The sequence below is a fragment of the Micromonospora fiedleri genome, from assembly GCF_016774385.1.
GTDB classification, from domain to species: domain Bacteria; phylum Actinomycetota; class Actinomycetes; order Mycobacteriales; family Micromonosporaceae; genus Micromonospora; species Micromonospora gifhornensis.
Window position 1 is genome coordinate 533,745 of the sequence record NZ_JAETXL010000006.1, and the last position, 19,409, is coordinate 553,153.

The 19,409-nt window shown below is 71.7% G+C and carries 16 protein-coding genes; 6 read left to right on the forward strand and 10 right to left on the reverse strand.

Annotated features, from left to right (window positions below; genetic code table 11):
• Positions 1-27: 27 nt before the first annotated feature.
• The 3 genes from JMF97_RS19520 to JMF97_RS19530 are packed head-to-tail and all read right to left on the reverse strand — an operon-like array spanning position 28 to position 3,681.
• Positions 28-1,017 (reverse strand): NAD-dependent epimerase/dehydratase family protein, encoded by a 990-nt coding sequence (locus JMF97_RS19520; protein WP_203222829.1) that lies wholly within the window; start codon positions 1,015-1,017, stop codon positions 28-30.
• Entirely contained in the window at positions 1,014-2,342 is a 1,329-nt protein-coding gene (locus JMF97_RS19525; RefSeq protein ID WP_203222830.1) for a nucleotide sugar dehydrogenase, read from the reverse strand. The genes JMF97_RS19520 and JMF97_RS19525 overlap by 4 nt, the downstream gene beginning before the upstream one ends.
• A 4-nt stretch (positions 2,343-2,346) precedes the next feature.
• Positions 2,347-3,681, reverse strand: coding sequence for a nucleotide disphospho-sugar-binding domain-containing protein (locus JMF97_RS19530; RefSeq protein WP_203222831.1), 1,335 nt, complete (start codon positions 3,679-3,681; stop codon positions 2,347-2,349).
• Between the two features lie 155 nt (positions 3,682-3,836).
• On the opposite strand from JMF97_RS19530, the gene JMF97_RS19535 reads away from it, so the two are divergent.
• The 3 genes from JMF97_RS19535 to JMF97_RS19545 are packed head-to-tail and all read left to right on the forward strand — an operon-like array spanning position 3,837 to position 11,700.
• Complete coding sequence (locus JMF97_RS19535; RefSeq protein ID WP_203222832.1) at positions 3,837-4,886, forward strand: methyltransferase; 1,050 nt, start codon at positions 3,837-3,839, stop codon at positions 4,884-4,886.
• 11 nt (positions 4,887-4,897) lie between these two features.
• Positions 4,898-10,066 carry a type I polyketide synthase gene (locus JMF97_RS19540; protein ID WP_203222833.1) on the forward strand — a complete coding sequence of 1,723 codons (5,169 nt, stop codon included), beginning with the start codon at positions 4,898-4,900 and terminating at the stop codon, positions 10,064-10,066.
• Positions 10,063-11,700: a (2,3-dihydroxybenzoyl)adenylate synthase gene (locus JMF97_RS19545; RefSeq protein ID WP_203222834.1), complete on the forward strand. Its 1,638-nt coding sequence runs from the start codon at positions 10,063-10,065 to the stop codon at positions 11,698-11,700. Before JMF97_RS19540 ends, JMF97_RS19545 begins: the two co-directional genes overlap by 4 nt.
• A gap of 207 nt (positions 11,701-11,907) precedes the next feature.
• Here JMF97_RS19545 and JMF97_RS19550 read toward each other — a convergent pair whose 3' ends face one another.
• The 4 genes from JMF97_RS19550 to JMF97_RS19565 all read right to left on the reverse strand — a co-directional run bounded on the left by JMF97_RS19550 (position 11,908) and on the right by JMF97_RS19565 (position 13,918).
• Positions 11,908-12,393 carry an SgcJ/EcaC family oxidoreductase gene (locus JMF97_RS19550; RefSeq protein ID WP_203222835.1) on the reverse strand — a complete coding sequence of 162 codons (486 nt, stop codon included), beginning with the start codon at positions 12,391-12,393 and terminating at the stop codon, positions 11,908-11,910.
• A gap of 31 nt (positions 12,394-12,424) precedes the next feature.
• The gene (locus JMF97_RS19555; protein WP_307816992.1) at positions 12,425-12,910 is read right to left on the reverse strand and encodes an SgcJ/EcaC family oxidoreductase; all 486 of its coding nucleotides are present in this window, start codon (positions 12,908-12,910) and stop codon (positions 12,425-12,427) included.
• Complete coding sequence (locus JMF97_RS19560) at positions 12,907-13,365, reverse strand: SgcJ/EcaC family oxidoreductase (protein WP_203222836.1); 459 nt, start codon at positions 13,363-13,365, stop codon at positions 12,907-12,909. Before JMF97_RS19560 ends, JMF97_RS19555 begins: the two co-directional genes overlap by 4 nt.
• A 61-nt stretch (positions 13,366-13,426) precedes the next feature.
• Positions 13,427-13,918, reverse strand: a complete 492-nt coding sequence (locus JMF97_RS19565) for a peroxiredoxin (protein WP_203222837.1) — start codon at positions 13,916-13,918, stop codon at positions 13,427-13,429.
• Positions 13,919-14,471: 553 nt separating this feature from the next.
• Here JMF97_RS19565 and JMF97_RS19570 point away from each other — a divergent pair.
• Positions 14,472-15,191: a helix-turn-helix domain-containing protein gene (locus tag JMF97_RS19570; RefSeq protein ID WP_238359732.1), complete on the forward strand. Its 720-nt coding sequence runs from the start codon at positions 14,472-14,474 to the stop codon at positions 15,189-15,191.
• A 19-nt stretch (positions 15,192-15,210) separates the two neighbouring features.
• Here JMF97_RS19570 and JMF97_RS19575 read toward each other — a convergent pair whose 3' ends face one another.
• The 3 genes from JMF97_RS19575 to JMF97_RS19585 are packed head-to-tail and all read right to left on the reverse strand — an operon-like array spanning position 15,211 to position 17,704.
• Positions 15,211-16,563: an aldehyde dehydrogenase family protein gene (locus tag JMF97_RS19575; protein ID WP_203222839.1), complete on the reverse strand. Its 1,353-nt coding sequence runs from the start codon at positions 16,561-16,563 to the stop codon at positions 15,211-15,213.
• A 50-nt stretch (positions 16,564-16,613) separates the two neighbouring features.
• Positions 16,614-17,471 carry a 2OG-Fe(II)-dependent halogenase WelO5 family protein gene (locus JMF97_RS19580; protein WP_203222840.1) on the reverse strand — a complete coding sequence of 286 codons (858 nt, stop codon included), beginning with the start codon at positions 17,469-17,471 and terminating at the stop codon, positions 16,614-16,616.
• 59 nt (positions 17,472-17,530) lie between these two features.
• Positions 17,531-17,704: a hypothetical protein gene (locus tag JMF97_RS19585; protein ID WP_203222841.1), complete on the reverse strand. Its 174-nt coding sequence runs from the start codon at positions 17,702-17,704 to the stop codon at positions 17,531-17,533.
• Positions 17,705-18,011: 307 nt separating this feature from the next.
• Here JMF97_RS19585 and JMF97_RS19590 point away from each other — a divergent pair, with 307 nt between their 5' ends.
• Together JMF97_RS19590 and JMF97_RS19595 are read left to right on the forward strand one after the other, a co-directional pair.
• Positions 18,012-19,064: a beta-ketoacyl-ACP synthase III gene (locus JMF97_RS19590; RefSeq protein ID WP_203222842.1), complete on the forward strand. Its 1,053-nt coding sequence runs from the start codon at positions 18,012-18,014 to the stop codon at positions 19,062-19,064.
• A 94-nt stretch (positions 19,065-19,158) separates the two neighbouring features.
• Positions 19,159-19,395, forward strand: coding sequence for an acyl carrier protein (locus tag JMF97_RS19595; RefSeq protein ID WP_203222843.1), 237 nt, complete (start codon positions 19,159-19,161; stop codon positions 19,393-19,395).
• The last annotated feature ends 14 nt before the right edge of the window (positions 19,396-19,409 follow it).

A 19,409-nucleotide genomic window follows, 5' to 3' on the forward strand; every position in this document is an offset into this window, starting at 1 on the left:
ATGCCCGGCCCCCTCTCGTCGGTCCGATCAGGCGCCCTGGTCGGGCAGGGCCAGCCAGTCCGGGTTCGCCCGGGCCCAGGCCACCAGCTGACGCAGCCCGTCCTCCAGCGGCGTGTCGCACGACCAGTTGAGCACCTTGCGCGCCTTGGCGTTGTCCGGGATGCGCCGGGACAGGTCCTCGTACGCCGCGCCGAGCCGCTGCGCCGTGTCGACCTCGGTCACCGGCACGGTGCTCGCGGTGAGGCGCAGGATGGCCGCGACCACCTCGGCCATCGTCGTCTCCGTCATGCTGCCAATGTTGAACGCCTCCCCCACCGCGTCGGCGCTCGCCGAGGCGGCGAGGGTGCCGGTCACCGCGTCGTCGACGTAGGTGAAGCAGCGGGTCTGCCGACCGCCGTCGTAGAGCACCGGGGAGCGTCCGTTGAGCACCCGGTGCACGGTGCGGCTGACCACGTACGCCGGCCGCTGGCGGGGACCGTACGCGTTGAAGTACCGCACCACGGTCGCGGCCAGGCCGTGCTGGCGGACGAAGGCGAAGGTGAGGTGCTCGGCCAGGGCCTTGCTCGTCGAGTACGTCCAACGGTCGGCGGTCGTCGGGCCCAGCACCCGTTCGGCGTCCTCGGCCCAGGGGACCGCCGGATTGCGGCCGAAGACCTCGCTGGTGCTGGCGACGACCACCCGCGCGCCGACCTCGGCGGCCCGCTCCAGCACGCGCCGGGTGCCGGTGAAGTTGATGTCGATGACGTCGAGCGGGCGGGACAGGTACTGGTCGACGCCGACGACCGCGGCCAGGTGGTAGACCACGTCGACGTCGGGTCGGATCGCGGCGGCCAGCGCCTCGGGGTCGCGGACGTCGCCGGTGACGTGCCGGCTGTGCTGCCGCGCGATCCGTTGCTCCGGCGGCGGGGGCGCCGCGTCGAAGACGGTCACCTCGTCACCCTGGGCGACCAGCCGTTCCACCAGGTGGCTGCCGATGAACCCGCAGCCGCCGGTGACGACCGCGCGGGCGCCGCTCATCGCCCCACACCGCGGTATCGGTAGCCGAGTTCACGCAGCCGCACGACGGTCTCCTTAGGGAAGTAGGCCCGACCGTCGAGGACCAGGCAGGACGGGGCGACCGGCAGGGCCGCGAAGTCGATGTCCCGGAACGGACGGTGGTAGGCCAGGACGGCCACGCAGACCGCGTCCTGCACCGCCTCGGTGAGGCTGCTCGCCGGACGGACGCCGAACGTCTCCTTGATCCGGGCCTCGTCGATCAGCGGGTCGTAGAGACTCACCTCGGCGCCGGCCCGTTGCAGCTCCGCGACCAGCGGCTGGACCGGGGTGGACCGCAGGTCACCGGTGTCGTTCTTGAACGCCAGCCCCAGCACCGCGATCCGGGCGCCGGCCACCTGCCGGCCGGCGGCGGCCAGCTCGTCGATGAGCAACCGCGCCGTCCAGCCGGGCATCTCCGCGTTGACCTGCCGACCCACCGCCGGGGTACGCAGTTCCAGCCCGTGATCCGCGGCCGACCGGTGCACCATCCACGGGTCCTTGGTCAGGCAGGAGCCACCCACCCCGATGCTGGGCAGCAGGATGTTGACCGTCCCACCGCCCTTGGCCAGGGTGTTGGCCGCCGAGATGACGTCGAGCACGTCCACCTCGTACAACGCGCAGAACCGGGCCAGCTCGTTGGCGAGGGCGATGTTGAGGTCGATCCACCAGTTGTCGGCCAGCTTGGCGATCTCGGCCGCCTCCGGCGAGTCCTGCTCGATGACCTGCACGCCGAGGGCGTCGCGCCAGAAGGTCGCGGCGGCGTGGGTGGCCCGGGGAGTCAGCCCACCGACGATCATCGGGATGCTCTCCAGGTCGGCCAGCGCGTTCCCCTCCGCCAGGCGTTCCGGGGTCATCGCCAGGTCGAAGTCGGTGCCGGCCGTCAGGCCACCGGCTTCCAGCAGCGGACGCACCAGGCGGCGGGTCGTGCCCGGTGGCACGGTGCTCTTGAGCAGCACCAGCTGCCCGGGCCGCAGGTGCTGCGCGAGGGTGGTGCAGGCGCCGCGCAGCTGCGTGTCGTCGAGTGTCCCGTCGGGGCGTACCGGGGTGCCCACCGCGATGAGCACCACGTCGGTGTCGGTCAGGTCCTCGGCCCGTACGCTCGCCGTCAGGTGGCCGGCCTGCACCGACCGGGCCACCCGACCGAGCAGCGCGGTCTCGGCGAAGCGGCTGTATCCCTCGTTGAGTTCCTCCACCACCTGCTCGTCGATGTCCACGGCGCGTACGCGCATCCCGCGGTCGGCCAGGGTGGCCGCGACGCACTGGCCCACGTATCCGAGGCCGAGGACCCCGACCGTCACCTCCGACATCGCGTCACCGCCGCCGGGCGGCGAACTGCTCCAGCATCGGTACGATGCCGCCGGGTGTCGGCGAGAGCATCAGCTCCTCGTGCAGCCGGGCGGCGCCCTCGCGGAACGCCGGCTCGGTGGCGACCCGGGCCACCTGGTCACGGATCACGTCCACGCCCGGCTTGCTGAGGTCGAGCACCTCGCCGGCGCCGTGCCCGGTGACGAAGCCGCCGGTGACCGGGGCCAGCGGGTACCGCGAGCCGGTGACCACACCGTCCTCCGAGGTGGTCACGCCGATCTGCAGGTCGAGGAAGTCGACCACCAGCTGCGGCACCCGCGAGTACGCCGCGGTGACCATGCTGGCCAGACCACCGTGGTGGATCAGCAGCGAGCAGGTGGGCATCAGCTGGTCCAGCGGGAAGTAGTCGATCAGCCGTACGTTCTCCGGCACCCGGGTCACCTGGGCGAGCTGGACGTCGTTCAGCGTGGCGACCACCTCGACGTCGAGTTCGCCGAGCGCGTCGAGCAGCAACCCGACGTGGCTCCAGTCCGCGGCCATGTACGCGCGGGTGGACACCCCGAGCGAGACCGCGATCCGGGGCCGCTCCGGCACCGGGTACAGCCACGGCGGAACGGCCTCCTGGGTGACGTGCGGGATCCACTGCACCGGCAGCACCCGGGTGTCGACCGGCAGGTTGATCGACGAGGGCATCGGGTTGATCGTCCACTCGCCGAGCAGCAGTTCCCGGTCGACGTCGACGCCGTAGCGCTCGGCCATCGGTCGTACCGTCTCGACCAGCGGGTTGTCCACCCGCGACGCGCCCAGGTCGCCGGCGAGCCGGGTGAAGGTGTCCATGCTCCAGCCGACGTGGTCCGGGCCGGTGTACCGGGCCTGCCGGGCACCGACCGCGCGGGCCGCCACCGCCGCGCCCGGCATGCACGGGTCCCAGATCACCAGGTCGGGACGCCATCCGCGGAAGAACTCGACGAGGCCGTCCATGGCCGGCATCGGCGTCTCCGGTGACGCCTTGTACGGCATGAAGTCCCACATGGTGGGGAGCAGGAACTGGCTGAAGGTCATCCAGGTGCCGATGTCCTGGACCGGCAGGTCCAGGGCCGCGGTGATCTGGCCGACGTCCGCCCGCTCCCGCCCCCAGACCCCGCCCGGTCCCAGCGGATGCGGCATCGCGTCCGGGGCACACAGCGGCGCGAACGGGAGACCCTGGCCGGTGACGGCGTCGCCGATCGAGGGGTGGGAGGCCACGTACACCTCGTGCCCGGCCGACCGCAGGGCCCAGGCCAGCGGTACGACGGGATAGAGGTGGGCCGGGGCGGGCCAGACCACGAACGCGACGCGCATCGGGGCTCCTTCTGGTCGCAGTGCAGACATGAATCGCATGTCAGTCTCGGCTGGCCACCCACCGTGGGCACCTTCGATATTGCGGAAAGCCTGGTCGGCCAGCCGCGCATTCTTGAAGGTGCGCCCGTCGCGGCCCCGCCACCACGATGAGCGCCATGCCAACCAGCGACACGATCACGCTTTCCCAGGCCGACTACGTACGGCTGCTCGTGCACGGCACGACGGCCTTCGAGCTGCTCCGGACCGCCTTGGAACTGGAGCTGTTCGAGCGGCTGGAGAAAACCGCGATCGGGCTGACCGTCGACGAGGTGGCCACCGCGCTCGACGTCCAGCCGCAGGCCGCCCGCGTGCTGCTGCTCGGGTTGAGCAGCCTCGGGCTGGTCGAGGTGCACGAGGGCCGGCACGTCAACACGCCGATGGTCCGCCGCAAGCTGCTGCGCGACTCGCACCGGTTCCTCGGCCCGCTCGTCGACATCCAGGCCCGGGTCATCAATCCCGCCATGGGTGATCTCGCCGACGCCGTACGGGAGAACCGCAACGTGGGGTTGCGTCACTTCGACTCACCCGGCGACACGCTGTACCAGCGGCTGACCGCGTACCCCGAACTCCAGCAGGTGTTCTACGCGAACATGGGTGACGCCTCGGCCAAGGCGCTGGAGCAGTTGCTCGGGCTCTACGACTTCTCCGGCCTGCGCCACGTCGTCGACCTGGGCGGAGGCGACGGCACGAATGCCATCGCGATCGCCCAGCGGTATCCGGACCTGCGGGTCACCGTCTTCGACCAGCCGACGGTCACCACGCTGGCCGCCGAGCGGGTGGACGACCCCGACGTCGCGTCGCGGGTGGCCTTCCAACCGGCGGACCTGCTCACCGACCCGCTGCCGACCGACGCCGACGCGATCTGCTACCTGCACATCTTCGAGATCTGGTCGCTGGAGCGCAACACCGAGCTGCTGCGACGGTGCTGGGAGGCGCTGCCGGAGGGCGGGGTCTGCCTGGTCTACAGCTTCGTCTCCCGCGACGACGGCACCGGGCCGATGAGCGCCGGGCTGGTGTCGCCGTACTTTTTGACGCTCGCCTCCGGGGAGGGGATGACGTACTCGGCGCGGGACATGGCGCAGGCCGTCCGCGACGCGGGCTTCCGCCAGGTCGAGGAGCACCGCGACCTCGGCTTCAGCCACGCTCTCGTCGTCGGCCGCAAGTAGGCGGTGACCCGGTGTCGCTGGAACCGATCGCCATCGTCGGAATGGCCTGCCGCTTCGCCGGCGGGATCGACTCCCCCGACGCCTTCTGGGAGATGCTCCGCGACGGGCGCGACGCCGTCGGCGACCTGCCCGCGGGCCGCTGGGACTGGTACGCCCAGCAGGGCCGGGAGCACGCCACGGCCGTACGGGGAGCGACCAGCCGGGGCGCGTTCCTGGACGACATCGCGGGCTTCGACGCGGACTTCTTCGGCGTCACCCCACGCGAGGCCGCCCTGATGGACCCGCAGCAGCGGATGGTGCTGGAGCTGGCCTGGGAGGCGTTGGAACACGCGGGGATTCCACCGGGACAGCTGGCCGGCACCGACACCGGCGTCTACGTCGGCGTCGGTGCCGACGACTACGGCCGGCGGATGCTGGAGGACCTGCCCCGGATCGAGGCGTGGACCGGCGTCGGCGGTGGCTACTGTGGCGTGGCCAACCGGGTCTCCTATCTGCTGGACCTACGGGGCCCGAGCATGGTGCTGGACACCGCCTGCTCGTCGTCGCTGGTCGCCGTGCACCTGGCCGCGCAGGCGCTGCGCAACGGGGAGTGTCCGGTGGCGCTCGCCGGCGGGGTCCTGGTGATCGCCGCACCGGGCCTGTCGCTGGTGCTCGACGCCGCCGGTGCCACCGCCCCCGACGGTCGCAGCAAGGCGTTCGACGCCGCCGCCGATGGGTACGGCCGGGGCGAGGGCGGCGGGGTCGTCGTACTCAAGCGGCTGGTCGACGCCCGGCGCGACGGTGACCGGGTGCTGGCCGTGCTCCGGGGCAGCGCGGTGCACCAGGACGGCCGCACCGACGGGATCATGGCCCCGAGCGCGCAGGCCCAGGCCCACCTGCTCCGCCGGGCGTACCAGAACGCGGGGGTGGACCCGTCGACCGTCGGCTACGTGGAGGCGCACGGCACCGGCACCCGGGCCGGTGACCCGCTGGAGGCGCAGGCGATGTCGGCGGTGCTCGGGGCCGGACGCCCCGCCGACCGGCCCCTGCTGATCGGCTCGGCCAAGACGAACATCGGGCACCTGGAGGCCGGCGCCGGAGTGGCCGGACTGATCAAGGCGGTGCTCACGCTGCGACACGGCGTCATCCCGCCGAGCCTGCACGTACACACCCCGAACCCGGCCATCCCGTGGGACACCGCCGGTCTGAAGGTGGTCACCGAACTCACCCCCTGGGTGCAGACCGAGGGTCCCCGGCGCGCGGGCGTCTGCGGCTACGGGTACGGCGGCACCATCGCCCACGTCATCCTGGAGGCCGCCGACGAGCAACCGGCCACCGACGAGCAGCCAGCCACCGACGAGCCCGACCCGGCGACACCGCAGCCGGCGCTGTACCCCCTCTCCGGCGCGTCCGCCGCCGCCGTCGGCCAGTACGCCGCCCGCCTGGCCGACCGGCTCGACCGCCCGCACCCGCCCGCCCTCGCCGACGTCGGGTACACCCTGGCCCGCCGCCGCGACGAGCTGCCGTACCGGGCGACAGTGGTCGCCGCGGACCGCACCGAACTGGTCGAGCGGCTGCGGGCACTGGCCGCACCGAGCGGCGCGGGCGAGATCGGCCGCGCCTCCGCACCGGCCGGTCGGGGCGTGGTCTGGGTGTTCTCCGGCCACGGCTCACAGTGGATCGGGATGGGTCGCGAGCTGCTGCACGCCGAACCGGTGTTCGCGGAGGTGCTCGACGAACTCGAACCGGTCTTCCAGGCGGAGCTGGGCGTCTCGCCGGGCGCGGCGTTGCGGGCGCAGACCGCCCACCCGGTCGACGTGATCCAGCCGCTGATCTTCGCGGTCCAGGTGGCGCTCGCCGCGGTGCTGCGCGCCCACGGCGCGCACCCGGCCGCGGTGCTCGGACACTCGGTGGGTGAGATCGCCGCGGCGGTCACCGCCGGCCTGCTCACCCGGGAACAGGGGGCCCGGCTCGTCTGCCGACGCTCGGTGCTGCTGCGTCGGGTCGCCGGACAGGGCGCGATGGCGATGGTGGACCTGCCACCCGAGGAGGCCGAACAGCGGCTCACCGACGACGGCGACGTCTGCGTGGCGATCGCCGCCTCGCCGGTGGCGACGGTGATCTCCGGTTCGGCGGCGGCGGTCCGCGCGGTCAGTCGCCGGTGGGCCGACGAGGGCCTCGACGTCCGGATGGTCGACTCCGACGTGGCCTTCCACAGCCCGCAGATGGACGAGCTGACCGCCGACCTGGCCGCCGCCTGCGCCGACCTGCCGCCGGCCGAGGTTCCGACCGTCGCGGTCTACTCCACGGCGTCGACCGACAGCCGCACCGCCGCGCCGCGCGACGGCGCGTACTGGGCGGCCAACCTGCGCGAGCAGGTGCGTCTGGCGCAGGCCGTCGAGGCCGCCGCGGCCGACGGGTACCGGCTGTTCCTGGAGGTGTCCGCGCACCCGGTCGTGACGCACTCGATCGCCGAGACGCTCGACCTGCTCGGCGTCGAGGACACCCTGGTGGCGCACACGCTGCGCCGGCACCGCCCGGAACGGGAGAGCCTGCTCGGCGCGGTCGGCCGGCTGTGGCGGCACGGCGCACCGCTGGACTGGGCGGGACCGTGGCCGACCGGGTCGACGACCAGCCTGCCGCCGATCGCCTGGCAGCATCGCCCGTTCTGGTACGACGAGCCGTCGGTGCGTTCCTTCCTGACCGAGCAGCACGACCCCGAGGGCCACACGGTGCTCGGCGGCCGGATCACCGTACGAGGGGCGACACCGGCGCACGCCTGGATGACCTACCTCGACCGGGACTCCCGGCCGTACCCGGGCGACCACCCGGTCCGGGGCGTGGAGATCCTGCCGGCCGCGGTGCTGCTGAACACCTTCCTGACCGCCGCCGAGACGCTGGTGGGGGCACGACCCGAGCTGACCGACGTGGCCCTGCGGGTGCCGGTCAGCGTGACCGCCGCCCGGTACCTGCAGGTGGTGCACCAGGACGGGATCGTCCGGCTGTCCTCGCGGATCGCCGACGGCGACGAGTCGGCCTGGACCACCCACACGACGGCGGTGGTGGCAGCCCCGGCCGCCGTCGACTCCGAGCCGGTGCTGTCCGTACCGACCGGCGGGCGGCTGCCCACGACGTACGTGGTGGACCGCCTCGCCGAACTCGGTGTCGCCGCGATGGGTTTCCACTGGCGGGTCGAGCAGTTGCGCCGGGACGGCCGGACGCTTACCGCCCTCGTGGACGCCGGAGATCCATCGGGAGGCTGGGCGCCGGTCCTCGACGCCGCGCTGTCGATCGCCTCGGTGGCCTTCGACGGGCCGCCGATCCTGCGCATGCCGGCGCACATCGGCCGGGTCAGCCTCGGCCCGCTCGCCCCGCAGCGGGTCCGGGTCGTGGTCCATCGTGGCGACGACGACACGTTGACCGTCGAGATCGCCGAACTCGGCGGGGTGGTCCTCGGCCGGCTGCACCGGTTGCGGTACGGCACACTCGACCAGGACAGCGACGCGGTCACCGATCCCCGCAACCTGCTGCACGAGGTCGCCTGGACCCCGACGGAAACGCACCAGGGCGGGCACCGGCCACCGGCGCGGGTGCTGCTGGTCGGCCCGCCGAGCGCCCTGCGGGACCGGGTGGCCGCGGCACTGCGGGTGGCCGGGGTGCACCGCAGCACGGTCAGCGGGCCGGCGGATCTGCCGTCAGGCGTCGGCGGCACGGTGATCGTCGTACCGGGGTCCGGTGCCGGCGGCGAGCCGGCCGCCCGGGCGGCCTGGCTGCTCGCGCAGACCGCGCAGCGTCTCGCCGAGGCCCGGTCGGACGGCACCCGACTCTGGTGCGTGACCGAGGGGGTCCGGGAGAGTGTGGACCCGTCGACGCTCGGCCACGCCGCCCTGTGGGGGCTGGGCCGCATCGTGGCCGGGGAGCATCCCACCCTGTGGGGTGCGCTTGTCGACGTCGGCACCGATCCGGCGGACCTCGGCACGTTCGTCGGCCTGCTCGGCGGCCGGCCCGCCGACCCGCTCGTCGCGATCAGGGACGGCCGGGTGACAGTGCCCCGGCTCCGCCCGCTCACCGAACCACCGACCCGTCCCCCGCTGGTCTGCCGCCCCGAGGCGACATACCTGATCACCGGTGGGCTCGGTGCCCTCGGCCTGACGGTGGCCCGTTGGCTGGCCGACCGGGGCGCACGGCGACTCGTGCTGGCCGGACGCCACACCCCGCCGCCCCGGGACACCTGGCACACGCTGACCGATGCGCGGGACCGGGCAGTGGTCGACGCCATCGACGCGCTGGAACGGCTCGGGGTCACCGTGGTGACCGCCCAGGTGGACGTCGCCGATCCGGCGGCGCTCGCGGCCCTGACGTCCCCGGCACCGCTCGGGCTGCCGCCGATCCGGGGCGTCGTGCACGCCGCCGGTGTGCTGGACAACCGCACCCTGCTGGAGCTCGACGAGGCCTCGTTGCGCGCGGTGCTGCGTCCCAAGGTCGACGGGGCGCTGGCGCTGCACCACCGGTTCCCGCCCGGCGAACTCGACCTGTTCGTGCTCTTCTCCTCCTGCGGCGGACTGCTCGGGCTGCCCGGTCAGGCGAGTTACGCCGCCGGCAACGCCTTCCTCGACGCGCTCGCGGCCCACCGCCGGGCGGCCGGTGACGTCGGCACGCTCAGCCTGGCCTGGACGTCGTGGCGAGGGCTCGGCATGTCCACCTCCAGCGAGGTGATCGACCTGGAGCTGGCCGCGCGCGGCACCGGCGACATCAGCGCCGCCGAGGCCCTCGGCGCCTGGGAGCTGGCCGCCCGGCAGGACCGGGAGCACGCCGTGGTGCTGCGGACGCTGCCACCGGCCCCCGGGACGCAGCGGCCGGCCCTGCTCAGCGAGCTGACCGCGCCGGCCGCCGCCGCGCCGCCGACGGAGAGCGAGGCCTGGCGTGAGCTGGCCGGCGGCACGCTGCGGGAGTTCCTGGCCGACACGGTACGCGGCGAGGTGGTCGCGACCACCGGCCTGTCCGCGGCGGAGATCGACGACCGGCAGCCCCTGACCGAACTCGGCCTGGACTCGGTGATGACCGTCCGGATCCGACGGAACCTGGAACGCCGGCTCGCCATGTCGTTGCCGGCCACCATCTTCTGGGAGCGGCCGAGCGTGGACGCGGTGACAGAACTGCTGGCCGACCTGGTCGGCGCGGTGGCGGAGGAGGCGCAGTGAACCCGTCCGGGGTGGTGCCGTGGCCGGCGGAGGTGGCGCAGGTGTACCGGGCGGCGGGCTGCTGGCGCGGCCGGCCGCTCGGGTCCTACCTGTGGGAGTGGGCCGAGCGGCACGGTGACCGGATCGCGGTGGTCGACGGCGACCGTCGACTGAGCTATCACGAACTCGCCGTCCGCACCGACCAGCTCGCCGAGCGCCTGGCCGGTCTCGGGCTCGGTCGGGGTGACGCGGTGCTCGTCCAGCTGCCCAACTGTGCCGAGTTCGTGCTCACCACGCTCGCCTGTTTCCGGCTCGGCGTGGTGCCGGTGATGATGTTGCCGCCGCACCGCGAGTACGAGCTGACCGCCATCGGGACGCACGTCGAGGCCCGGGCGTTGATCGTGCCCGCGCGGTGGCGCGACTACGACCACGAGGCCCTGGCCCACCGGGTGGTGGCCGCCTGGCCGCATCCGGCGCACGTGCTGGTGGCCGGCGGGGAGGCCGTACCGGGGCGGATCGACCTGTGTGGACCCGCCACGCCCCCCGGTGACGTCACGGCCCGCCGGGACCGACTGGACCGGGCCGCCCCCGACTCGGCCGAGGTGGCGCTGTTCCTGTTGTCCGGTGGGACGACGGGCGTGCCGAAGGTGATCAGCCGGACCCACGACGACTACGAGTACAACATCCGGCAGGTCGTCGCGGCCTGCGAGTTCGGCCCCGACACGGTCTACCTGACCGTGCTTCCGGCCGGGCACAACTTCCCGCTGGCCAACCCGGGCATCCTCGGCACGCTGAGCGTCGGTGGTCGGGTGGTCCTGCTGCCCTCGCCACGCCCGGAGGCGGTCTTCGCCGCGATCGAGCGGGAACGGGTCACGGTGACCTCGGCGGTGCCGGCGGTCGCCCTGCGCTGGATGGAGGCCGCCGCGGACTGCGGGTACGACCTGTCGAGCCTGCGTCACGTGCAGGTCGGCGGCTCCCCGCTGGCGCCCGAGGTGGCGGCGCGGATCGGCCCCGCGCTGGGCTGCCGACTCCAGCAGGTGTACGGCATGGCCGAGGGTCTGATCTGCTACACCCGGCCGGACGCCCCCGACGAGGTGGCCCACCGGACGCAGGGCACCCCGATCAGCGAGTACGACGAGTTGCTCATCGTCGACGCCGACGGGGTCGCGGTGCCCTACGGGCAGATCGGCGAGCTGTGGACCCGGGGTCCGTACACGCCGCGTGGCTACTACGGGGTCCCCGCGCAGAACGCCGAGTCGTTCACACCCGACGGCTGGTACCGCACCGGGGACCTGGTGCGCCGTACGCCGGGTGGTGAGGTCGTCGTCTGCGGCCGGGTCAAGGACCTGATCAACCGGGGCGGCGAAAAGATCTCGGCGGCCGAGGTGGAGACCCTCGTCCAGGAACTGCCGGCGGTGGCCGAGGCGGCCGTGGTGCCGGTCGCGGACCCCGAGGTCGGCGAGCGGGCCTTCCTGTTCGTCCGGCTCCTGCCGGGCCACGAGCTGGATCTGGCCGACGTCGCCGAGGCGTTCGCGGCGCGCGGGGTGGCCGCCTTCAAGGTGCCGGAGCGGCTGGCCGTCCTCGACGAGCTGCCGCACACCCCGGTCGGCAAGCCCGACAAGGCCGCGCTGCGCCGCCTGGTCGCCACCGCCTGATCCCCGCCCTCGCCGACACCGGGCACCCGCCTGTTCCCATCCCTGGCGACACCCGTCAGCCGGCCGCTCCCCTTGGTCGACACCCCAGTCGGCCGCTCCCATCTCTGGTCGACACCGGTCAGCCGGCCGCTCCCCCGCCGCACGGTCAGGGCACACGAAAGCGGTGACGTCGCCGGGTCTCCCCGACGGCGTCACCGCCGTGTCGAGCTAGTTCCGTACCGGGCTGCTCTGGTGCGACATCAGCTCCAGAGTGCCGTCCGAGCGCCGCACGACGACCCAGGTGGCACGGATGAGGTCCTGCGGGGCGACCTGGTCCTGGCCGGGCGGGATGATCCCACCCTCGGTGATCACCAGAGCGACGTCCGCGGTGAGGAAACGGACCTCGATCGGCCACCCCTTGACGCGGGCGCCCTTGAAGCCGCCGGCGAACGCCTCGGCCATGTAGGAACGGATCTCCTCCCGGCTGGTCAGCTGACGGTCACCCATCAGCAGACTGCCGTTGGAGGCGAAGACGTCGGCGAAGGCGTCGGCGTCGTTGGCGGCCCAGGCCGCCTGGATGCGCATCGGTACGGTGAGCACCGCCTTCTCGTCCTCGGCGGTGAAACCGCGGTAGTAGTCGGTGTCCTCACGAGTGCCGGTCGCAGCGAGCAGTGCCGCAGCGGATCCCCACGTCGTCGTGGCCACAGTGGTCATTCTGTCGTCCTCTTCTCCGCCTGTCGGTTCATCAGCTGCCGATCGGGCTGCTCTGCAGGGACATGACCGTCCAGTCACCGTCCGAGCGGACGAACACCCACGTCGACCGGCTCTTGTGATGCGGGAGCGGCTCGTCCTCACCGGGCAGAACCAGGCCACCCTCGGTGACGGCCACCGCCACCTCGTCGGTGAGCAGTCGGACGTCGATCGGCCGGTCCACCAGGCGTACGCCCTTGTAGGCGCCGGCGAACCAGTCGGTCAGGTACGCCCGGATCCGCTCGCGGCCGTTGAGCTGTTCGTCGCCGAGGAGCAGGCTCCCGTTCTCGGCGAACATGTCGGCGACGGCGTCCGCGTCGTTGTCGTCCCACGCCGCCCGTACCCGCAACGACGCGGTCAAGGCCGCACCCTCCGCGCCGTTGGGGAAGTCGCCGTAGTTGGTCGCCCATTTCTTGGCCTGGTCGACCAGAGATGCGGCCTTGTTGGACATCCGGTGGTCCTCCTCCAGTCCTTCGGTCACCAGCGCAGGGTGGCGCCCTCGCCACGCGGGCTGTTCTGGTAGCTGGCCAGGTACCACTGGTCGTCGCGCTTCACGACGACCCAGGTGGAGCGCACCGCAAGCTCCGGGGCGATGTCGGTCTCGCCGGGGGCGAGGATTCCGCCGTGCGTACGCAGCAGGGCGACGTCGTCGTTGATCAGCCGGACGTCGACCGGACGACCGGTGACCCCGGTGCCCTTGAACGGGCCGGCGTAGGCGGCGGCCATGAAGGCCCGGATCTCGTCGCGGCCCTTCTTGTACACGTCGCCGGGAAGAATCATGGAACCGTCGGGGGTGAAGACCGCGGCGACACCGTCCGCGTCGTTCTTCGCCCAGGCGGCGACGAGACGCAGCGGCACGCTCAGTGCCGCCTTTTCCCGCTCGCTCGTGAATGAGCCGTAGTAGGCGTCCAGGGCGGACTCGGTACTTGTCGGCATGGGAGTCTCCTTAGCAGGTCGGGAGGCTGCTTACTCATCGTCCGGTGTCGTCGGCCGGGTCTCATCTCTTCGATTGCGCGGTCAGCCGGGCGTCGTTCACCGCGGCCAACGCCCGACGCCAGCCCGCCTGGTCGCGGGCGTCACGGGGACCGTTCATCTCGGCGAAACGCACGATCCCGTCCCGGTCGATGACGAACGTGCCGCGGTTGGCGATCCCCATCTGCTCGTTGAAGACGCCGTACGCGGTGGAGACCGCGCCGTGCGGCCAGAAGTCGGAGAGGATCGGGAACTCGAAGCGTTCCTGCGCGGCCCAGGCGGCGTGCACCGGCGTCGGGCTGACACTCACGGTCAACACCTGGACCTGGTCGTTGAGGAAGTCGGCCAGGTTGTCCCGGACCGCGCACAGTTCGCCCTCGCAGACGGCGGTGAAGGCCAGCGGGAAGAAGACCAGCAGGACGTCGCGTCGACCGGCGAAGTCGGACAGACGTACCGGCTGGTTGCGCTGGTCGGGCAGGGTGAAGTCGGGTGCAGCGGTACCCGTTTCGATGGTCATCGTCGCTCCTCGTCGGTCAGGGAGGGTCGGTATGTGGGTGACCGGGAACGGCACACCGACCGGCACGGGCACGATCTGCGACGAAAGAAGCCGGCACACCGGACCGACATTTGCGACGGCAACAGAATTCCCTTTCGAACGGCGTACGGACGTCCGCCGTAAATCGCGCGTCAGGGAAGACTCGGCCCGGCACGCAACGACATTCCTGGCAATCGATGCTGTGCTATCAGCATCCTGCCGGTGGGGACGCCCGAAGTCTCCTTGATTCGTGCTCTCCGCGCGTTCGACCCTGGCAGGATGGGCGGCGGCAACGGCCACGGCCCGCACCGAACAGGACACCGGCCGGCCCACCACGCCGAGCGTGACGCCGGTGTGGACATTGACCCGGGTAGGGGCGACCGGTAGCATCGGGCGGCCTAATGATCTGTAAACACATCATTAAGTGATCGCTACAGTGAGGAGCTCACGCGCAGTGAACATCCCGAGCCGGTCACTTTACCGATACGTCACCGAGAACCCCGCGGAAAAGGGTGTCGAGCGAGCCATCGCCGTCATGTACGACAATCTCGCCGACCCCGTCACCATTGACGACATGGCCCGGGCCGCGATGTTCAGCAAGTTCCATTTTGCGCGGATGTTTCACCGCGCCACGGGCGTCTCGCCGGGTCGTTTCCTGTCCGCCCTGCGCCTGCAGCACGCCAAGCGACTGCTGCTGGACACCTCGCTCTACGTCTCCGACATCAGCCTCCAGGTCGGCTACAACAGCGTCGGCACCTTCAGCACCCGCTTCACGCAGCACGTCGGCCTGTCCCCCACCATCTTCCGCCGTCAGCAGGGCTTCACGCCGGTCATCGGCACCACCGCGGCACGCGGCGGACGTGGGCAGGTGCACGGCGAGATCCGCTCTCCGGGGTCACCGCCCGGTCTGATCTTCGTCGGTCTCTTCGCCGACCGGATGCCCGCCGGCTGGCCGGTGCGCTGCACCGTCCTCGACCGCCCTGGCCGGTTCGCGCTCACCGACGTGCCCGACGGTGACTGGTATCTTCTCGCCCATTTCGTCAGCACCAGAGACCTCGACGAGGCGGCGAGTCACGCGTACACCGGCGCCGACGGGCTGGCGGTGGGGGTCTACGGCCCGCTGCGGGTACGCGGCCGCGCGGTCCACGCCGAGTTGGGGCTGCGCCCGATGACCCTGCTCGACCCGCCGGTGCTGATGGCGCTGCTCGACGCCCGCAAGGCCGCCCGCGAGGTGCTCGCCCGCCGCGCCGGATAGCCGACGGGCAGGCGGCGGGTCACACCGGACGCTGGAGCACCTTGAGTCGACCGAACGCTGCCAGGCCTTCCAGTCCGCCTTCGTAGCCGTACCCGCTCAGTCCGCGACCGGACAGCGGTGACATCGGGTCGGCGCCGGTGGCGCAGTTGATCGACACCCGGCCCGCGTCAAGTCGTTGCGCCAGGGCGGTCGCCCGCGCCTGGCCACCGAAGACGAATGCGCCCAGGCCGAACGGTGTCGCGTTGGCCGTCGTCACCGCCTGGTCCTCGTCGGTGAAGCGCAGGACCGGTGCGATCGGGCCGAAGGGTTCCTCGTGCAGGACCCGCGCCTGCGCCGGCACGTCGGTCAGGACGGTGGCCGGGTAGTACCAGCCCGGTCCGCCGGGACGCCGACCACCGGTGATCACGGTGGCGCCCCGGTCCACCGCGTCGAGGACCAGCGCGTGCACCTCGTCCCGCCGGGCCTCGGTGTGCAGGGGTCCCATGGTGCCGCCGGGTTCGTGGTCCAGGCCGGGTACCGCCGCGCTGAACCGGTCGACGAACTCCGCGTGGATCCGCTCGTGGACGAGGAATCGGCTCGGCGCCGCGCAGCTCTGCCCGGCCGAGCTGAACTTCGACGCGACCAGGGCCGGTACGGCGGTGGCCAGGTCGGCGTCGTCGAGGAGGATGGCGGGGGCGTGGCCACCCAACTCCAGGACGCACTCGGCCAGGTGACCGACCGCACCGGCGGCGACCAGTTGCCCGGTGCGGTGCGAGCCGGTGAAGGTGATCAGCCGGAACTCGGGTCGGGCCACCAGCGCCGCCGAGCCGACCGCGTCGGTGTGAACCACCTGCAACACGTCGGTCGGCAGCCCGGCCTTAATGGCCAGGTCGGCGATCTCCCGTACCACCGACGGGGTCGTCTCCGGTGCCTTGACCACGACGGTGCATCCCATCGCGAGCGCCGGCCCCAGTTTGCGGGCGAGCACGACGGCGGGGAAGTTGCTCGCCACGATGGCGAGGACGGGGCCGACCGGGTCGACGAGGACCTGCCGGTGCAGCCCGTCGCCGGCTGCGATCGTCCGCCCGGCGCTCGCCTGGCCGGCCGCCTCGGCGGTCCAGGCGAAGGTCTCCGCGGCGCGGTCCAGTTCGGCTTCGGCCTGGGCGACGGTCTTGCCGGTCTCCAGGGCGAACCGCGCCCCCAGGTCGGCGGGGCGCTGCGCGATCAGCCGGGCCAGTTCCTTCAGGATGGTGCACCGGGTGGTCACCGCAACGGCGGACCACCCGGGCAACGCCACTGACGCTCGGTTCGCGATCTCGGGTACGCCGTCGGAGGTGAGGAGGGTGAGGTGACCGACCACGTCACCGGTTCTGGGGTCGTGGACAGCTGACATCTTCCTCACCTCACGGACGGCCATTTCGTACGGACGGAGCAGGGGTCGGCTCAGCTCCAGGTGACGACGTTCTGCGGGTCGGCGTACGCCATCATCGCGGCGAGCGTGGTGCGGGTCTGCCGCTCGGTGGTGTTCGGCTCGACCGCGTGCACGTGTGCGCCGTTGAAGATGTACACGTCACCGGCGTGCACGTCGATCCACTTGGACTCGACGTCGACCAGGCACTCGTGCGGGTACGGCGAGCCGGTGTACTCCACGCCGAGCCGGCGCTTGCTCTCCAGGTCCGGCTGGATGTTCCAGTACACGAGCCGGCCGCCGCCGCCCTCGTTCTCCAGGCAGATGTTCAGCGCGGCGATCGGGTTGCCGAACACCTTGTTGCGCTCGAAGTCGGCCATCTGCGGGTCGGAGCACTGCGAGTCGTCGTCGTGCGGCTCCAGGGCGAAGGCGCCCCGGCCGTGCCACGAGCGGAACAGGGCGATCGCCGCGCTGCGGCCCTCGTGCTCGGCGGGCCGGACGACGGCGCCGCGCTTGGCCAGGGAACTGCCGAGCCCGGCGTAGAACTCCTTCATCGGGTCGTTCGGCACGTCCAGCAGGTCGCGCAGGATCGGGTTGGCCTCCTCGGCCTCGTCCAGGTACTGCTTGGTGGGCTTGTTCCAGGTGTACGCGCCGATGTAGTAGCCGGGCGCCTCGACGCCGCGGACCTTGCGGTGCGGGCTGTCCCAGAAGCGCTGGGAGATGTTGGCGGCGACCTCCGGCGCGACCATGCCGCGGAACATCACACCGGCGACTTTGCCGTCAAGAACGTCAATTACCGCTTCCGGGTCGAACTTGTCGTATTCCCGGAAAGTGAAGTAGTCCTTGTTTCCGGACCAGCCGGTAATGGGGCGGAGGCTCAGCGAGCTCGTCATTTCTTTACTCCTCGACTGTGTAGGGGAGACGGATCGGTGAGGGGGCACTGCTACCGGGATCAGTCCCAGGGGTTGTTGCCGGCGGTGGTGGCGGTGGGCGACGGGGACGGGGACGAGGGGACCACCGTGGCGGTGGCCGGGGCCGTGGTGTCGGCCTGTGCCACCGAGGCACCGAAGAGGACGAGGGCTGCGGTCGTAGCGGCGAGAGCGAAGATCTTGGCGGTGCGGCCCATTGTCGGCTCCTTTTTCGGTGTTTCCCTGTGGCGTTGAAATGAAGCTAACAACGGCCGGAATCTTGGCCTTATCCCCGCAACTATCCCGGCGCTATCACCCCTTTCACCGACCGCCGGCACGGCGGGCAGCCATCGGGGGACGCCGACGTGGACGCCGCGGTCGGGTGGGGACGCATGACGTAGCTGCTGCGAGGGTGCCGGGACAACTGCCGCTCGGGGGCACCGACCGCGGGTTCACTGGCAACACGACCCAGCAGGGCGTGGCCGCCGGGAGCCGGCTGGCTCACCGGACGACAGTAGAGGAGGGGTGACCTTGTCGGCGCATGTCGAAAACGAGAGCACCACCAGGACGGCCGTCATCGCCGGGCTCGGTGCGTACGTGCCGGATCAGGTGGTCAAGAACGAGGAGATAGCCGCAAGACTCGGTGTCACCACGGACTGGATCCGCGACCGCACGGGAATCGAGCAACGGTTCGTCCTGAATCCGGAGGGCGCCACCTCAGACCTCGCTGTGGAGGCGGCCCGACGGGCCCTCGACTCCTGCGGCAACCCGGACATCGACTTCCTGATCCTGGCGACCTGTACGCCGGACCACCTGTTCCCGTCAACCGCACCGTCGGTCGCCTCCCGGTTGGGGTTCAAGGGGATCGCCGCCTTCGACCTCAACGCCGCCTGTTCCGGGTTCGTCTACGCGCTGTCGGTCAGCACCGGGATGCTCGCCACCGGGGCGTACCGCACGGGTCTGGTCATCGGTGCCGACGCGATCTCGTCGATCCTCAACCACGACGACGAGGTCACCGGGCCGATCTTCGGTGACGGTGGTGGCGCCGTGGTCGTCCGCGCCGGCCACCGTGGCGAGACCGGCGCCGTCTCCGTGCAGCAGCTCGGCAGCGACGGTGACCTGCTCGACATCATGAAGACGCCGGGCGGTGGCTCGCGGCAACGCGCCGCCGGGGTGCCCGTCGACATCGACAGCAGCTACTTCACCATGTCCGGCCGGGCCGTTTACAAGCACGCGATCAACCGGATGAGCACCGTCTCCCGTTCCGTGCTGGAGCGCTTGGGCTGGACCCCCGACGACGTCGACTGGCTGATCGCCCACCAGGCCAACCGGCGCATCCTGACCGCCACCGCAGAGGAGATCGGGATCGCACCCGAGCGAGCGGTGATCAACGTGGACCGGGTCGCGAACACCTCCGCCGCCTCCATCCCGCTGGCCATGGTCGACGCCGTGGAGTCCGGCGCGCTGACGGCCGGCGACAAGGTGCTGCTCGCGGCGTTCGGCGGCGGGGCCACCTGGGCTGCGGCCGGCCTCACCTGGCCGGAGTTGACCCTGGCCCCGACGCAGACGGTCCGCTGAGCGCAGCCGTCCGGGGCCGTCGCGCCAACGGCGGCCGTACCACCCGCAATCGAACAGGCACTTCACCGAGTGGCCCCGAAGAAAGGAAGAGAACATGCCCAACACCCTGGAGAAGGTCAGCGAGATCGTCCTGGAGCAGGTGCCGGACGTCGAGGTCGCCATCGGCCCGAACCTGCGGATCAGTCAGGACCTCGGCATCGACTCCCTGACCTTCGTCGACATCCTCGTCAAGATCGAGAAGGTGTTCGACGTCGAGTTCAGCGACAACGAACTCGCCACCGTGCAGAGCGTCCAGGACATCCTCGATCTCGTGGAGCAGAAGACGCCGTGACCGGGTTCCCCGGC

What these genes read in the sequence shown, in the direction of transcription:
- JMF97_RS19580 (WP_203222840.1), bottom strand. Translation starts at nt 17,471, where the DNA reads ATGACGAGCTCGCTGAGCCTCCGCCCCATTACCGGCTGGTCCGGAAAC.
- JMF97_RS19570 (WP_238359732.1), top strand. Translation starts at nt 14,472, where the DNA reads ATGTACGACAATCTCGCCGACCCCGTCACCATTGACGACATGGCCCGG.
- JMF97_RS19560 (WP_203222836.1), bottom strand. Translation starts at nt 13,365, where the DNA reads ATGCCGACAAGTACCGAGTCCGCCCTGGACGCCTACTACGGCTCATTC.
- JMF97_RS19550 (WP_203222835.1), bottom strand. Translation starts at nt 12,393, where the DNA reads ATGACCACTGTGGCCACGACGACGTGGGGATCCGCTGCGGCACTGCTC.
- JMF97_RS19565 (WP_203222837.1), bottom strand. Translation starts at nt 13,918, where the DNA reads ATGACCATCGAAACGGGTACCGCTGCACCCGACTTCACCCTGCCCGAC.
- JMF97_RS19595 (WP_203222843.1), top strand. Translation starts at nt 19,159, where the DNA reads ATGCCCAACACCCTGGAGAAGGTCAGCGAGATCGTCCTGGAGCAGGTG.
- JMF97_RS19575 (WP_203222839.1), bottom strand. Translation starts at nt 16,563, where the DNA reads ATGTCAGCTGTCCACGACCCCAGAACCGGTGACGTGGTCGGTCACCTC.
- JMF97_RS19585 (WP_203222841.1), bottom strand. Translation starts at nt 17,704, where the DNA reads ATGGGCCGCACCGCCAAGATCTTCGCTCTCGCCGCTACGACCGCAGCC.
- JMF97_RS19530 (WP_203222831.1), bottom strand. Translation starts at nt 3,681, where the DNA reads ATGCGCGTCGCGTTCGTGGTCTGGCCCGCCCCGGCCCACCTCTATCCC.
- JMF97_RS19525 (WP_203222830.1), bottom strand. Translation starts at nt 2,342, where the DNA reads ATGTCGGAGGTGACGGTCGGGGTCCTCGGCCTCGGATACGTGGGCCAG.
- JMF97_RS19520 (WP_203222829.1), bottom strand. Translation starts at nt 1,017, where the DNA reads ATGAGCGGCGCCCGCGCGGTCGTCACCGGCGGCTGCGGGTTCATCGGC.
- JMF97_RS19535 (WP_203222832.1), top strand. Translation starts at nt 3,837, where the DNA reads ATGCCAACCAGCGACACGATCACGCTTTCCCAGGCCGACTACGTACGG.